At 41.2% G+C, this 15,461-nt stretch carries 15 protein-coding genes; 2 read left to right on the forward strand and 13 right to left on the reverse strand.

Annotation, left to right across the window (positions count from 1 at the left end; translation table 11 throughout):
• Position 1 precedes the first annotated feature (1 nt).
• From hscB to trmJ, 6 genes are all read right to left on the reverse strand, one after another.
• A complete protein-coding gene (gene hscB / locus CZ809_RS17950) occupies positions 2 to 517 on the reverse strand; it encodes a co-chaperone HscB (RefSeq protein ID WP_080158961.1) in 516 nt (171 codons plus the stop codon).
• An 88-nt stretch (positions 518 to 605) separates the two neighbouring features.
• Positions 606 to 929 carry an iron-sulfur cluster assembly protein IscA gene (iscA, locus tag CZ809_RS17955; protein ID WP_080158916.1) on the reverse strand — a complete coding sequence of 108 codons (324 nt, stop codon included), beginning with the start codon at positions 927 to 929 and terminating at the stop codon, positions 606 to 608.
• A 17-nt stretch (positions 930 to 946) separates the two neighbouring features.
• Positions 947 to 1,333 (reverse strand): Fe-S cluster assembly scaffold IscU, encoded by a 387-nt coding sequence (gene iscU, locus CZ809_RS17960; protein ID WP_045030777.1) that lies wholly within the window; start codon positions 1,331 to 1,333, stop codon positions 947 to 949.
• A gap of 33 nt (positions 1,334 to 1,366) precedes the next feature.
• On the reverse strand, positions 1,367 to 2,581 hold the full coding sequence (locus CZ809_RS17965; protein ID WP_080158917.1) for an IscS subfamily cysteine desulfurase: 1,215 nt from the start codon (positions 2,579 to 2,581) through the stop codon (positions 1,367 to 1,369).
• 31 nt (positions 2,582 to 2,612) lie between these two features.
• A complete protein-coding gene (iscR, locus tag CZ809_RS17970) occupies positions 2,613 to 3,128 on the reverse strand; it encodes a Fe-S cluster assembly transcriptional regulator IscR (protein WP_045037132.1) in 516 nt (171 codons plus the stop codon).
• 110 nt (positions 3,129 to 3,238) lie between these two features.
• Positions 3,239 to 3,979, reverse strand: coding sequence for a tRNA (cytosine(32)/uridine(32)-2'-O)-methyltransferase TrmJ (gene trmJ / locus CZ809_RS17975; protein ID WP_080158918.1), 741 nt, complete (start codon positions 3,977 to 3,979; stop codon positions 3,239 to 3,241).
• Between the two features lie 245 nt (positions 3,980 to 4,224).
• Between trmJ and suhB the strand changes: the two genes are divergently transcribed.
• On the forward strand, positions 4,225 to 5,025 hold the full coding sequence (gene suhB, locus CZ809_RS17980) for an inositol-1-monophosphatase (protein WP_080158919.1): 801 nt from the start codon (positions 4,225 to 4,227) through the stop codon (positions 5,023 to 5,025).
• A gap of 385 nt (positions 5,026 to 5,410) precedes the next feature.
• Here the strand turns inward: suhB and secF are convergent, their stop codons facing one another.
• The 5 genes from secF to queA all read right to left on the reverse strand — a co-directional run bounded on the left by secF (position 5,411) and on the right by queA (position 11,102).
• Complete coding sequence (secF, locus tag CZ809_RS17985; protein ID WP_080158920.1) at positions 5,411 to 6,358, reverse strand: protein translocase subunit SecF; 948 nt, start codon at positions 6,356 to 6,358, stop codon at positions 5,411 to 5,413.
• A 12-nt stretch (positions 6,359 to 6,370) separates the two neighbouring features.
• A complete protein-coding gene (gene secD / locus CZ809_RS17990) occupies positions 6,371 to 8,224 on the reverse strand; it encodes a protein translocase subunit SecD (RefSeq protein WP_080158921.1) in 1,854 nt (617 codons plus the stop codon).
• A gap of 36 nt (positions 8,225 to 8,260) precedes the next feature.
• Complete coding sequence (yajC, locus tag CZ809_RS17995) at positions 8,261 to 8,599, reverse strand: preprotein translocase subunit YajC (protein WP_080158922.1); 339 nt, start codon at positions 8,597 to 8,599, stop codon at positions 8,261 to 8,263.
• A 26-nt stretch (positions 8,600 to 8,625) separates the two neighbouring features.
• Positions 8,626 to 9,753, reverse strand: a complete 1,128-nt coding sequence (tgt, locus tag CZ809_RS18000; protein ID WP_080158923.1) for a tRNA guanosine(34) transglycosylase Tgt — start codon at positions 9,751 to 9,753, stop codon at positions 8,626 to 8,628.
• Between the two features lie 296 nt (positions 9,754 to 10,049).
• On the reverse strand, positions 10,050 to 11,102 hold the full coding sequence (queA, locus tag CZ809_RS18005) for a tRNA preQ1(34) S-adenosylmethionine ribosyltransferase-isomerase QueA (protein WP_080158924.1): 1,053 nt from the start codon (positions 11,100 to 11,102) through the stop codon (positions 10,050 to 10,052).
• Between the two features lie 273 nt (positions 11,103 to 11,375).
• On the opposite strand from queA, the gene CZ809_RS18010 reads away from it, so the two are divergent.
• Positions 11,376 to 11,858: a CBS domain-containing protein gene (locus CZ809_RS18010; protein ID WP_080158925.1), complete on the forward strand. Its 483-nt coding sequence runs from the start codon at positions 11,376 to 11,378 to the stop codon at positions 11,856 to 11,858.
• A gap of 69 nt (positions 11,859 to 11,927) precedes the next feature.
• On the opposite strand, the gene aceA is transcribed toward CZ809_RS18010, so the two are convergent.
• Positions 11,928 to 13,235 carry an isocitrate lyase gene (aceA, locus tag CZ809_RS18015; RefSeq protein WP_080158926.1) on the reverse strand — a complete coding sequence of 436 codons (1,308 nt, stop codon included), beginning with the start codon at positions 13,233 to 13,235 and terminating at the stop codon, positions 11,928 to 11,930.
• Positions 13,236 to 13,272: 37 nt separating this feature from the next.
• Positions 13,273 to 14,886 carry a malate synthase A gene (aceB, locus tag CZ809_RS18020; protein ID WP_080158927.1) on the reverse strand — a complete coding sequence of 538 codons (1,614 nt, stop codon included), beginning with the start codon at positions 14,884 to 14,886 and terminating at the stop codon, positions 13,273 to 13,275.
• Positions 14,887 to 15,461: the final 575 nt, after the last annotated feature.

The following is a 15,461-nucleotide window of genomic DNA, read 5'->3' on the forward strand; positions in this document are numbered from 1 at the left end:
ATTAGTCGAATAATGATTCTTCAAGACGTTCGACTTCATCACGCAACTTAACAATAAACTTTAACTTACGTACTGCATCTGCAGCTTCAAACCAATTCTCTTGGCTTAATAAACACGTCAATTTATCCAACTGTGCCTTATACATAGCTGTTGCCTGTTGTTCAAAATCAAACAAAGCAGCTTCAGGATCAGTTGAATCAGAAATAACTTCCAACGCTTCACGTAGCTCCATTTGCTGCATCAAGAAATCCATATCTTGCAACGTCTTTTGCTCACCACGAATATCTTCATCGCGTTCAGCAAGCATATATTCAGCACGGGAGACAGGATTCTTTAACGTTTGAAAAGCATCGTTAATCTGAGCCGCTTTTTGTACCGATAGTAATCGATCACGTTCAGATGCAGTAGCAAAGTTGTCAGGATGGAATCGACGTTGTAATTCGCGGAATTGTGTTGCCAGTAAACCACCGTCAACATCAAATTGAAACGGTAATCCAAATAATTCGAAATGATTCATAATCGCAGCCATATATAAAAAATAAACCTGACAACTCACTCACCATAATGGCGGCCAGCAGCCAGGTTTAATAAAACACTATGAGCAATTACACGTTGAAACTTTCACCACAACCACATTCGCTTGACACGTTAGGGTTGTTAAATTGAAAACCTTCGTTTAGGCCTTCTTTGGCGAAATCAAGCTCAGTACCATCAAGATAAACCATGCTTTTTGCATCAACGATAATTTTTACACCTTGCTCTTCAAAGACCTGATCCCCTTCGTCAAGTTCATCGACGAACTCAAGGATATACGCCATACCCGAACACCCTGAAGTGCGAACGCCGAGGCGTAAACCAATGCCTTTGCCTCGGTTAGCTAAAAAAGTCGATACGCGACTAGCTGCCGCTTCAGTGATAGTAATGGCCATACTTCAAACCTCAGAAATTATTTTTGTTCGTGTTTCTTTTTATAATCGCTAACTGCTGCTTTAATTGCATCTTCTGCAAGAATTGAACAGTGAACCTTAACGGGTGGTAACTCAAGCTCTTCTGCAATTGCAGAGTTCTTGATTGATGCAGCTTCGTCTAACGTCTTACCTTTCACCCATTCAGTGATCAGTGAGCTTGATGCGATAGCTGAACCACAACCATAAGTTTTAAATTTTGCATCTTCAATGATGCCATCTTCAGTTACTTTGATCTGAAGTTTCATTACATCGCCACAGGCTGGTGCACCCACCATACCGCTACCAATGCTTTTATCGTCGTTGTCAAATGAACCCACGTTACGCGGATTTTCATAATGATCGATGACTTTTTCACTATATGCCATGATAAATTCCCTCGAATAATGTCTAACCGCAGATTAGTGGTGTGCCCACTCAACTGTATTTAAATCAATGCCATCTTTGAACATATCCCAAAGAGGTGACATTGCACGTAGCTTATCTACTGCTTGTTTAATTTGAACAACAGCATAGTCAATTTCTTCAGCGGTAGTAAAACGACCAAAAGAGAAACGGATTGAACTATGTGCTAGTTCATCATTAAGGCCTAATGCACGTAGTACATATGATGGCTCTAAGCTTGCAGAAGTACATGCAGAACCTGATGATACAGCAAGATCTTTCAATGCCATTAGTAATGACTCGCCTTCAACAAACGCAAAACTAATGTTTAGGTTGTTGGGAATACGGTGTTCTACATCACCATTAATTGACATCTCTTCGATGCCTTCAAGGCCTTTTAGTAGACGCTCACGCATCTCAACAGCGTGTTGGTAATCTTGTGCCATCTCAAGCTTTGCAATACGGAAGGCTTCACCCATACCCACAATTTGGTGAGTTGGTAAAGTACCAGAACGGAAACCACGTTCATGGCCGCCACCGTGCATTTGCGCTTCAAGACGAATACGAGGCTTACGACGCACGTATAGTGCACCAATACCTTTAGGACCGTAAATTTTGTGCGCTGAGAATGAAATCAGATCAACTTTCGTCGTTTGCACATCAATCGGCAGTTTACCTGCTGATTGTGCTGCATCAACATGGAAAATAGTTTTGTTTTCACGACAGATTTCGCCAATTGCTGCAATATCTTGAATAACACCAATTTCATTATTCACATGCATAATAGAAACCAGCACAGTATCTTCACGCATTGCGTCGCGTAGTTTTGCCAAATCAATAAGACCATTTGACTCAGGCTCAAGGTAGGTTACCTCATAGCCTTCACGCTCTAATTGACGACATGGGTCAAGAACCGCTTTGTGCTCAGTTTTACATGTAATAACGTGCTTGCCTTTCTTGTTATAGAAATGCGCAGCACCTTTAATTGCAAGGTTATCAGATTCTGTAGCACCTGATGTAAATACAATTTCACGTGGATCAGCATTAACTAACTCAGCAATATACTCACGAGCAGCATCAACCGCTTCTTCCGCTTGCCAGCCATAACGGTGTGAACGTGACGCTGGATTACCAAACGTACCATCCATAGTTAAACACTGAACCATTTTCTCAGCAACACGAGGATCTACCGGGCAAGTTGCAGAGTAATCAAAATATATTGGCAGTTTCATTTTCTTCTCCGAAAACACGAACGTCTGGTCTCTAGGAGCGGACATCGACACCGATAGGGGCGCTGTCGTGTGATTTTTTATTTGCAAACGATGGCTGATTATTACTCCGTAGGATTACATCCTGACGATCAGCAATAACTTGTACATCATTATCCTTCATCAACTCACCAAGAGTGATGTTATTCAAAAATCCGCTGATACGATCACTTAAATCATGCCATAGAGTGTGAGTTAAACAGCGCACACCACCTTGGCAGCCGCCTTTCCCTTGGCATTTAGTTGCATCAACTGATTCATCAACCGCAGCGATAACCATACCAACAGCGATATTGCTTGCATCTTCACCCAAGCGATAACCACCACCAGGACCACGAACACTTGTGACCAAGCCCGCTTTACGAAGACGCGAAAATAGTTGTTCTAGGTAGGACAGTGAGATCCCTTGACGTTCTGAAATATCAGCCAACGGTACTGGTCCATTATGTGAGTGCAATGCTACATCTAACATTGCAGTCACCGCATATCTTCCTTTTGAGGTCAACTTCATAACATGGCTACCTACTTGAATGTATACAAGCAGTCTCCCATACCTGACTATTTTAGTCAAGTATTTAACCCACTAAAACAATAGGTCTTTCGCTATAATTGCGACCATGATTACTTGTTGTTCTTCTCTAAGGTTTCAATCGTTTTTTCTACTGACGATAAAATACCACGTAAAATGTTCAACTCTTGTTGCTCAGGGCGAGCACGAGTAAACATACGGCGTAATTTTACCATTACCATGCCAGGGTGGTTTTTATTAATAAAACGCGTTTGGCTGGTTACTTTTTCAAGATGCTGGTAAAAACGCTCTAATTCTTCAGCGCGCGGGTATTCATCAATAACTTGAGTAGATTGATGTTTAGTCGCATCCAGATATGCCATGCGAACTTCATAAGTTATTGTTTGTACAGCCATTGCTAGGTTTAATGAGCTATATTCAGGGTTAGCAGGAATATAAACATGGCAATGACATTTTTGTAATTCTTCATTGGTCAAGCCGATACGCTCACGACCAAATAAAATAGCTACCGGATGCTGCTCTGATTCTGCAATGACTTTAATGCCATTTTCACGTGGGTCTAATTGTGGCCATTCTAACGTACGAGAACGCGCACTTGAACCAACCACTAAACCGCAATCAGCAACGGCTTCATCTAATGTTTTTACAATCTTAGCGTTCTCAACTACATCTGCAGCACCTGCCGCTAAAGCAATTGTATGACTATCAATCTCACACGCAGGATCAACAAGAACAAGGTTAGTTAACCCCATTACTTTCATTGCGCGAGCTGCTGAACCGATATTTCCAGGATGTGACGTGCCGATAAGGACAACGCGAATTTTATCTAACATGATGTCGCTATATTCCAGTCTAATTTAACGCTCAGAGATAGTAGCACAGCCATCACAAAAATGAAGAAAACATGTCTATTTGATGAACGTTAATACCTATTAGGTCCATCAATAAATAAAATACTGCCATTTTCATTTTTTTCCACATCGGCTAACGTCGAAAAAATAACCACTTCCATTTTTTTATAGCTCTGTTATACTCGCCGCCGCTTTTTATGTTCTTTAACATCCGTTGGGAAAATCCTATGCATCCGATGCTTAATATTGCCATTCGCGCCGTGCGAAAGGCTGGTGACCATGTCATTAAATCTCTAGAAAAACCTCAATCTATTGAGGTTGCTAATAAAGGTAATGATGTTGTTACCAATATCGATCATGAAGCAGAAGCTATCATCATCGAGACAATCCTAAAATCTTACCCTGATCACTGCATCATTGCAGCTGAGTCTGGTACGAAAGAAGGACGTGACAAAGAGTGTCAGTGGATTATTGACCCAGTGGATGGCACCAAGAACTTCGTTCGTGGTTACCCTCACTATGCAGTTTCTATCGCTCTACGCATGCGTGGCCGTACAGAAGTTGCAGCCGTTTACGACCCAGCTCGTAACGAACTATTCACAGCTACTCGTGGTGCAGGCGCGCAACTTAACAGCCTACGTCTACGTGCATCACAACCTCGTGATCTAACGGGTACTGTGTTAGCAACAGGTCTTCCTTTTGCCGCTAAGCAACACGCTGAAAGCTACCTAAAAATCCAAAATGCTTTATTTGTAGAATGTGATGACATGCGTCAATCAGGTTGTACTGCATTGGATCTTTGTTACCTAGCTGCTGGCCGTGTTGATGGCGTATTCAAACTAGGCCAAAAGCCTTGGGAACTTGCTGCTGGTGAACTAATCGCGCGTGAAGCTGGTGCTATCTGTGCTGACTTTACAGGTAACACTAACTACCTAACGACTGGTAACATTGTTGCTGGTAACGCACGTGTAGTTAAACCAATGCTAGCTAAAATCCGTGAACTCGGTAGCGAAGCATTGACTAAGTAATCACTGATTACTACCTGTTAATAAAAACGCCCCGCTGATATCCACCAGCGGGGCGTTTTTGTTTCTATTACTTTTATTTTTATTTTTAATTCTATTATGGCTTATATTTAACCTCACCCACCTCGGCTTTATTGTCCCGTTTTTACTCATTCTCATACTTGTACTCATACTTGTAATGCTCACACGTTACTACGGCTGACTTTGTCCACTCAGTCTGTTTATTCAAGCTTTTATTTTATCCATAGCCTTACACTAAAAATCCATTAAAAATAGACAATAAAATCATATTGTCATTACTGTCCGTCTTATTGGACACATAAAAAAACGGAGCCCGAAGACTCCGTCTAGATAGATAGTTATTACAACATCTATTTATGCGTTACCGTTAAGGCATGGCATCCAGTTCTTCACCTTCTTTATCTATCGGCGTCGGCATTAAGTGCTCACGGGTAATACCCAATTTAAGCGCTAACGCAGATGCTACATAGATTGAAGAATAAGTACCAACCGTGATACCAATTAATAAGGCTAAGGCAAAACCTTGAATCATTGCGCCGCCTTTTAAGAACAAGGCAATAACAACAAACAAAGTAGTACTGGACGTAATTAATGTTCGACTTAATGTTTGAGAAAGTGAACAGTTCATAATTTCTTCAGCGGTTTGCTTACGCATCTTACGGAAGTTTTCTCGAATACGGTCAAACACCACGATAGTATCGTTAAGTGAGTAACCCACTACTGTTAGCAATGCTGCCACAATAGTTAAATCAACTTCGATTTGTAGTATCGAAAAAATACCAACCGTAATAATAATATCGTGTGCTAACGACAATACTGCACCAGCAGCTAAACGCCATTCAAAACGCACAGAGACATAAAGCAGAATACACAGCAATGCGATAAGAATCGCCAAGCCACCCGCTTCAGCTAATTCATCACCCACATTAGGGCCGACAAATTCTACACGGCGCATTTCAACTTGCTGACCAGTACCGGTTTTTAAAGCATCAATGATCTGGTTCCCCAGAATCTCACCTTTAATACCTTCACGAGGCTGTAATCGCACCATCACATCACGCGCAGTACCAAAGTTCTGCACAATCGCATCACCAAAACCTGACTTTGCTAGTGAATCACGAATTAACGGTAAATCCGCCGGGTTTTGAAAGCTAACTTCAATTAGCGTACCGCCAGTAAAGTCTAAGCCCCAATTTAAACCTTTGGTTGATATTGTCGCAATAGAAGCTGTAATCATCATTAGCGAAAAAATAAACGCTAATTTTGACCAACGCATAAAGTCAGTAACTTTATCGGTATTCAATAATTGTTTCATTTATGCGCCCTCCTAAATTGACAACTTATCTACGCGTTTGCCGCCATAGATTAAGTTAACCACAGCACGAGTACCGATAATTGCCGTAAACATCGAGGTTAAAATACCGATCGATAGTGTCACTGCAAAGCCTTTAATTGCCCCCGTACCAACAGCAAATAAAATAATCGCTGTCATTAGAGTGGTGATATTGGCATCGGCAATGGTGCTAAACGCATTACCGTAACCTTGTTGAATCGCTTGTTGCGGGCTGCGTCCATCACGTAATTCTTCACGAATACGTTCAAAAATAAGCACGTTAGCATCAACCGCCATACCGACGGTTAATACAATACCGGCAATACCAGGCAAGGTCATGGTTGCTCCTGGAATCATCGACATTACGCCAATAATTAACACCAAGTTCATCATCAATGCGAGGTTAGCAATCAAACCAAAACCACGGTAGTACAATAAGGTAAATAGCATTACAGCGACCATACCCCAGATACACGCCTGAATACCCATATCAATATTCTGTTGACCCATAGATGGACCAATGGTGCGCTCTTCAACAATTGAAATCGGTGCAATCAACGCACCTGCACGTAATAACAATGCGAGGTTGTGCGCTTCTGGCTGTGAATCAATGCCTGTAATACGGAAGTTACGTCCAAGTGCCGTTTGAATCGTCGCTTGGTTGATCACTTCTTCGTGCTTTTCAAGAATGACTTTACCTTCAGAAGTACGATTACCGCTATCTTTGTACTCAGTAAATACGGTCGCCATTAATTTGCCGACATTATTACGTGAGAACGCCGTCATTTTGCTACCGCCTTCGGTATCAAGCGAAATATTCACTTGAGGACGTCCATATTCATCAGCACTTGATGTCGCATCTGTAATATGAGAACCCGCTAAAATAACGCGCTTTTTCAATACCGCAGGACGACCATCACGGGTCATCTTCACTTCACTACCCGCAGGAACTCGTCCTGCTGCAGCAGCCGCAAGATCGGCACTACTATCAACCTCACGGAACTCAAGTGTTGCAGTTGCGCCTAAGATTTCTTTTGCGCGTGCAGTATCTTGAACGCCTGGTAACTCAACCACAATGCGGTTAGCACCTTGACGCTGTACTAATGGTTCAGCTACGCCTAATTCATTAACACGGTTACGTAAAATCGTAATATTTTGATCAACAGCATAATTACGGATTTCTTGAAGACGCGCTTCAGAGAAACTAGCGATTAATACAAAACGTCCTTTTGCTTCACTTTCAGTAAAGATCATATCGGGATGAAGAGGCTCTAATACCGCTTTTGCCTGCTCAAGTTGAGCGGCATCGCGTAAACGTACAGAAACCGTTTCTTTACTTTTATCAATGGCACGATAACGAATTTTATCTTGGCGTAGTTCAGTTCTGAATGTTTCTTCTTGCTGACCTAATAGCTTTTCCATCGCCGCATCCATGTCCACTTCCATAAGGAAATGAACGCCACCACGTAGGTCTAAGCCAAGCTTCATCGGTGTAGCACCAATAGCTTCTAACCAAGAGGGGGTTGATGGCGCGAGGTTAAGAGCAACAATATAGTTGTCGCCTAACTCACTATTAAGAATATCGCGGGCACTAATTTGAGTATCAGTATCTTGAAAACGGACCAATACAGAGCCTTTTTCAAATACAACTGACTTATAGGGGATATTGTTCTTTTTTAAATCTTCGGTGACAGTATCCAGAGCGTTCATAGTAACTGAGGCGCCACGCGCCCCAGTTATTTGAATCGCTGGATCTTCACCGTATACGTTGGGAAGTGCATAAAGCAAACCTATAATTAGTGCGAACAACACTAATAAGTTCTTCCACAGAGGGTATCGGTTAAGCACTGCTATGATCCTTCAAAGCGAATGTTTTTTATAGTCTTATAAAGACTTCATTGTGCCTTTTGGCAAAACGGCGGTGATGAAGTCTTTTTTGATAGTAACTTCAGTGTTGTCGTTTAGCGCAATAACAATGTAATCACTTTCAGATGAAGACTTAGTAATGCGACCTAAAAGACCACCGTTTGTCATTACTTCGTCGCCTTTACTCATCGAGCTCATTAGCGTTTTGTGTTCTTTAACACGCTTAGCTTGTGGACGGTAAATCATGAAGTAAAAAATGACAGCAAACAGACCCAGCATAATGAATAGCTGGTACGGTGAACCACCTTGAGCAGCACCTTCAGTTGCGGCATGTGCTTGAGAGATAAAAAAGCTCATTTATAACGTCCTCGGTTTATTATGATTTATACAATTTGTAATGGTGGAACTTCACGGTCACGACGCGCGTAGAATTCTTCTACAAATGCATCGAAACGATCTTCTTCAATCGACTTACGAATACTTGCCATCAAACGTTGGTAGTAGCGTAGGTTGTGAATTGTATTTAAGCGCGCACCTAGAATTTCATTACATTTGTCTAGGTGATATAGATACGCTTTTGAGTAATGACGACAAGTGTAACAGTCACACTCAGGATCTAGTGGTGTTGTATCTGTTTTATGTTTCGCATTACGGATCTTGATCACACCGCCAGTCACAAACAAGTGTGCATTTCGTGCATTTCGCGTTGGCATTACACAGTCAAACATGTCGATACCGCGACGTACGCCTTCAACAAGATCTTCAGGCTTGCCTACACCCATAAGGTAACGTGGCTTGTCTTGCGGTAATTTTGGACAAGTATGCTCAAGAATACGGTGCATATCTTCTTTTGGTTCACCAACAGCCAAACCGCCTACAGCATAGCCGTCAAAACCAATGTTAGTTAGGCCTTCAACTGAAACATCACGCAAATCTTCATATACGCCACCTTGTACGATACCAAATAGCGCATTTGGATTTTCTAGCTTATCGAAATGGTTACGACTACGTTGAGCCCAACGAAGTGACATTTCCATCGACTTTTTAGCTTCATCGTGGGTTGCAGGGTATGGCGTACACTCGTCGAAAATCATTACGATATCAGAGCCTAAGTCATACTGAATTTCCATCGACTTTTCTGCGTCCATGAAAATTTTGTCACCGTTTACAGGGTTACGGAAATGTACACCCTCTTCAGTGATTTTACGCAGTGCACCAAGACTAAATACTTGGAAACCGCCTGAATCGGTTAAGATTGGACCTTTCCATTGCATAAAGTCATGTAAATCACCGTGCATCTTCATCACTTCTTGTCCAGGACGTAGCCACAAGTGGAACGTATTACCTAGAATGATTTGTGCACCTGTCTCTTCAACTTCTTCAGGTGTCATACCTTTAACAGTACCGTAAGTACCTACAGGCATAAATGCAGGGGTTTCAACCGTACCACGTTCAAACTGCAAGCGACCGCGACGTGCGCGACCTTGCGTTTTATCTAATTCAAATTTCACAAGACCTCCAAAAGCCAGAGAAACAATCTGACAATATTCCCATTATGGGATTAAGCCCCACAGGCTATTGCCTGATCAGCCACAAAAATAATGGTCGTTTATAACGGCCATTGTCGCTCTCAACATTGGTGTTATCGTAAGTAAGCATAACGGCAAAGTGGAGCCCAAAAGTATTTATTATGTTGTAAATTCTATAGAAATAAATTTATATCATATAGCAGAGACAACAAAGGCTGCAATTGTAACAAAAAGCAGCCTAAATACTTAATTTTTAATAAGTGTTAACGTAATCAATATCACACATTTTTACGGGTAATAAACATCGAGTCGCCATAACTAAAGAAACGATATTGATTAGCCACTGCTTGATGATAAGCATTCATGGTGTACTCATAACTAGCAAATGCACTCACAAGCATAATCAATGTTGATTCAGGCAAATGGAAATTAGTAATTAATACATCCACTAGCTGGAACTGATACCCTGGGAAAATAAAGATTTCAGTATCACCAAAGAAAGGTTTTAGCTCTGTGCCATTTTTGATCGCATCTTGTGCAGCACTTTCTAGTGAGCGTACCGATGTTGTACCAACGGCAATAACACGACCACCATTAGCGCGGGTTTCATTAACCGCAGTAACCACTTCTTGTGGCACTTCAACATATTCAGAGTGCATGTGGTGATCGTTAATATCATCAACACGTACTGGTTGGAATGTTCCAGCACCAACATGTAAGGTCACAAAGGCAAAATTAACACCTTTCGCTTTTAGATCAGCCATCAGCTTATCGTCAAAGTGTAAACCCGCAGTAGGCGCTGCAACCGCACCCGGCTTAGCGTTATAAACTGTTTGGTAACGCTCTTTATCTGCATCTTCGTCTGGACGATCAATATACGGTGGTAATGGCATATGCCCCACCGCATCTAAAATCTCTAATACAGTTTTATCGCTGTTAAAACGAATTTCAAATAGCGCATCATGACGAGCAACCATTTCAGCAGAAAACTCACCATTTTCACCTAATAACAACTCGTTACCAGGCTTTGGTGGTTTAGATGCGCGCACATGGGCAAGAATGGATTTATCATCCAACATGCGCTCAACTAACACTTCAATTTTACCACCAGACGCTTTATGACCATACATACGCGCAGGAATAACACGGGTATTATTAAACACTAATAAATCCCCAGCCTCGACCAGATCTAACACATCTTTAAAACCTTTATGTGTTAATTCACCAGTGTTGCCTGTCATATGTAGCAAACGACTCGCGGTACGTTCAGGTTGTGGGTAGCGAGCAATTAGCTCATCTGGTAACTCAAAATCAAAATCAGAAACTTGCATCGTAATACGCCTTAAATAACAGCAAGCGAGCATTATACTTAACTCCACCAAAGATGCGAAACTCCGAAGCAATTAAAGCGCAGATTCCATAACGAAATAGCCGCTGTCCTTGTTAATTTCCCTTGATTTAGCAATAAAAGAAAAAGTTTAATCATTGGTGACATTTGAAATTTATGACCACTGTCATGGGATAATCTTCCATAATTCGCTACATTCAAAAGAGTAGATTTCGAAATAATATCTTAGCTAGTAGATAACAGACGGGAGGTTTCTATGTTTACTGTTGCCGATATGATGACACTAAAACCGCACACATTATCACGTAATGACACCCTATTTGATGCCAAAGAGATGATGCAAACCCAGTCTATTCGCCATATACCGATTACTGATCATAATCACCATTTACTGGGACTCATTTCGCAACGTGATGTTCTTGCCGCTCAAGACTCTAATTTAAAATCTATTATCACTAGTCATTCACACTCACCATTAGAAGCTTTACTTGAACATTGCATGAACCGTAATATTTTCAGTGTTGATAGCCACGCAGGACTTAAAGAAGCCGCACTGTATATGCAAAAACATCAAATTGGCTGCTTACCTGTGCTTGAGAATAAACAACTGGTGGGGATTATTACCAACAGTGATTTTGTTGCGATTGCGGTAACATTATTAGAAATGCAAGACGAAGTGGATCCTGTTGAACAGGAACAAGACAACCTTGAGGATGACGATCTACTGAATCAATTGTAATACTCAATAGCAATAAAAAAAGGGAGCGTCACGCTCCCCTCGATAGTTTAATGCCGATATAAATAGTACTTATTTAAACTGTTCTTCTTCAGTTGAACCCGTCAATGCCGTCACTGACGAATTACCGCCTTGAATGGTATTAGTCATAGTATCAAAGTAGCCCGTACCCACTTCTTGTTGATGGGCAACAAAGGTATAGCCTTTATTCGCTGCTTCAAACTCCGGACGTTGTACTTTTTCAACATAATGACGCATACCTTCGCCTTGCGCGTAAGCATGTGCTAATTCAAACATGTTGAACCACATATTATGAATACCCGCGAGCGTAATAAACTGGTACTTATAACCCATGTTCGCTAATTCTTGTTGGAATTTAGCGATGGTTTCAGCATCAAGGTTCTTTTCCCAATTAAACGACGGTGAACAGTTGTAGGCTAATAACTGATCAGGATATTGCTCATGAATGGCTTCGGCAAATTTACGCGCCTCTTCTAAACATGGCTTGGCAGTTTCACACCAAATTAAATCCGCATAAGGTGCATACGCAAGACCACGTGAAATAGCCTGATCAATCCCCGCACGAACACGATAAAAGCCTTCGGCAGAGCGATCACCGATAATAAAATCTTTATCGTATGAATCACAATCTGACGTCAACAGATCCGCCGCATTAGCATCAGTACGAGCAATAACCAAGGTTGTCGTTCCAGCAACGTCAGCCGCTAAACGTGCCGCCACTAATTTTTGTACCGCTTCTTGAGTGGGAACTAACACCTTGCCGCCCATATGACCACATTTTTTCACTGACGCTAATTGGTCTTCAAAGTGAACCCCAGCAGCCCCCGCTTCAATCATGTTACGCATTAATTCATAAGCATTTAGCACGCCGCCAAATCCAGCCTCTGCATCGGCAACAATCGGCAAGAAATAATCAACACCATCAGCAGGTGAACCACCGTTAGACCATTGAATTTGATCCGCCCGTCGAAAAGAATTATTGATCCGCTTCACCACCGCAGGCACAGAATCTACTGGATATAGTGACTGATCAGGGTACATTGCTGATGCGGTATTATTATCAGCGGCCACTTGCCAACCTGATAAATAAATCGCCTCAATACCGGCTTTTGCCTGTTGTACTGCTTGCCCACCCGTTAAAGCACCTAAACAATTAACATAGCCTTTTTTAGCACTACCATTAACCAATTCCCATAATTTATCAGCACCACGTTGAGCAATAGTATGCTCAGGAATAAATGAACCACGAAGATTAACGACTTCTTCTGCGGTGTAAGTACGCTTAACGTGTTTCCAGCGTGGATTTTCAGCCCAATCTTGTTCTAGGGCAGCAATTTGTTGTTGGCGAGTTAATGTCATAATAATATCCCTCTAGTCAATTGGCGGTAATCCGTTATTACACTAAGTAGTCATAACCTTTTAAGGTTAAAAAGTTGTCTAACTCATCACTAGTTGCTAAGTGCGACATTAAATAAGTGGCTTCATCAAAACGCCCCGCTTCAATGCGCTCTTGGCCTAACTCTTGCTGTAAGACTTGCATTTCTTCAGTCAACATTTGCGCAAATAAGGCTTTAGTCACCACTTGACCATTGGATAAAGTTTTTCCATGTTTTATCCATTGCCAAATTGAGGCACGTGCAATTTCTGCCGTTGCCGCATCTTCCATCAAGCCATAAATAGGCACACAACCATTACCTGAGATCCACGCTTCAATGTATTGCACAGCCACGCGAATATTATGCCGCATCCCCGCTTCGGTTCGTTCGCCATCACAAGGGGCTAATAATTCAGCCGCAGTAATTGGCGCGTCCTCTTCACGGCTGACATTTAATTGATTGATACGCTGATCGAGCACTTCATCAAAAATAGCGCGCGCAGTATCCGCAAGCCCTGGATGAGCAACCCAAGTACCATCGTGGCCATTATTCGCTTCCAGCGCTTTATCCGTTTGAATTTTATTTAATACCCATGCTTGTTGCTTGGGATCTTTCGCTGGAATAAAGGCAGCCATCCCCCCCATCGCTAATGCACCACGACGATGACAAGTACGGACTAATAACCGTGAATATGCGTTAAGAAATGGTTTTTCCATGGTCACCACTTGGCGATCAGGCAAAATACGCTCAGGGAAATTACGTAAGGTTTTTATATAACTAAAGATATAATCCCAACGGCCACAATTAAGACCAACGATATGCTCTTTAAGATTAAATAATATCTCATCCATCTCAAACGCAGCGGGTAAGGTTTCAATCAATACCGTTGCTTTAATGGTGCCGCGTGTTAAACCAAATTCATCTTCAGTGAAACTAAACACATCACTCCACCACGCCGCTTCCCTAAAACTTTGCAGTTTAGGTAAATAGAAATAAGGGCCACTGCCTTTGGCTAATAATGCTTGGTGGTTCAAATAAAAATACAATGCAAAATCAAGTAATGCACCGGGGATTGGCAGTCCATTCCAGAGTATATTTTTTTCTAATAAATGCAGACCACGGACGCGACAAATCAATACCGCCGGATCATCATTAAGTTGATACTGCTTGCCCGTTTGAGGATGGGTATAACTGATGGTGCCATTAACTGCATCACGCAAATTTTGATGCCCATCAAGAATCGCATTCCATGATGGCGAAAAAGAATCTTCAAAATCTGCCATAAATACTTTTACGTTAGCATTTAATGCATTGATAACCATTTTACGATCAACGGGGCCGGTAATTTCGACACGACGATCTTGTAAATCATGGGGAATATTTTGTATTTTCCACTCTGATTCTCTAATAGCGTGAGTCTCAGGTAAAAAATCGGGGAGTTGACCACGATCAATCGCTAATTGCTGCAATTCACGGGCCTCTAACAATAACGGTACTCGCTCAGCAAATCGTTCAACTAACCGTGCAATAAAGGATAATGCATCTGCAGTTAAAATCTGTTGTTGCTGTTCCGTCAGAGGTTGCTGCAGTAATAACTGAGAATGAGCATTGGTTTGAATGGCTGTGTCTGTCATATTGCACCTCCAGCATGTAACTTAATCACTACTTTTATCAATAACAAAAGTAATGACTCCCTGTTGAATTATTCTAAGCACTTATTTACGTTGCCGTAACCTGCGTCAGAATGCAAATAACACTGATTTCACCCAGCCTAAAGCAAAAAATAAAAATAAATATATTCAATGAGTTACAAATAAAGCATACCTGTGAAATATACTTAATTCATAAAAATCTTAGCAATTAACTCGGAATTTAGGTTTTTGCGTAAACAATGCTTTTTTATAGCTAGTTACGTAATTTAATTACAAAGCATGGCGCAATAGCGATTATTTAAAAAAGTGTTTTAAACAAATAGCTGAATTTATATTAAATATAACCGTATGATTAATATAATTATTAGTTTCAATGAAAGCCAAAAATAAAATAAGCGAAAGTCATAATACCTAAAATAAATATTCGCTTAGTTTGTAGAGAGAAATAAATTTAACCAACAAAACAGTAAGTTATAGATAACTCACTCGATAATATAATATTTTAGTTATTATTAGAAAGTTGCTATTTTCAACTAAAAACAGCCCCAAATAGCTAT

The sequence above is a fragment of the Photobacterium piscicola genome (assembly GCF_900166965.1).
GTDB lineage: Bacteria > Pseudomonadota > Gammaproteobacteria > Enterobacterales > Vibrionaceae > Photobacterium > Photobacterium piscicola.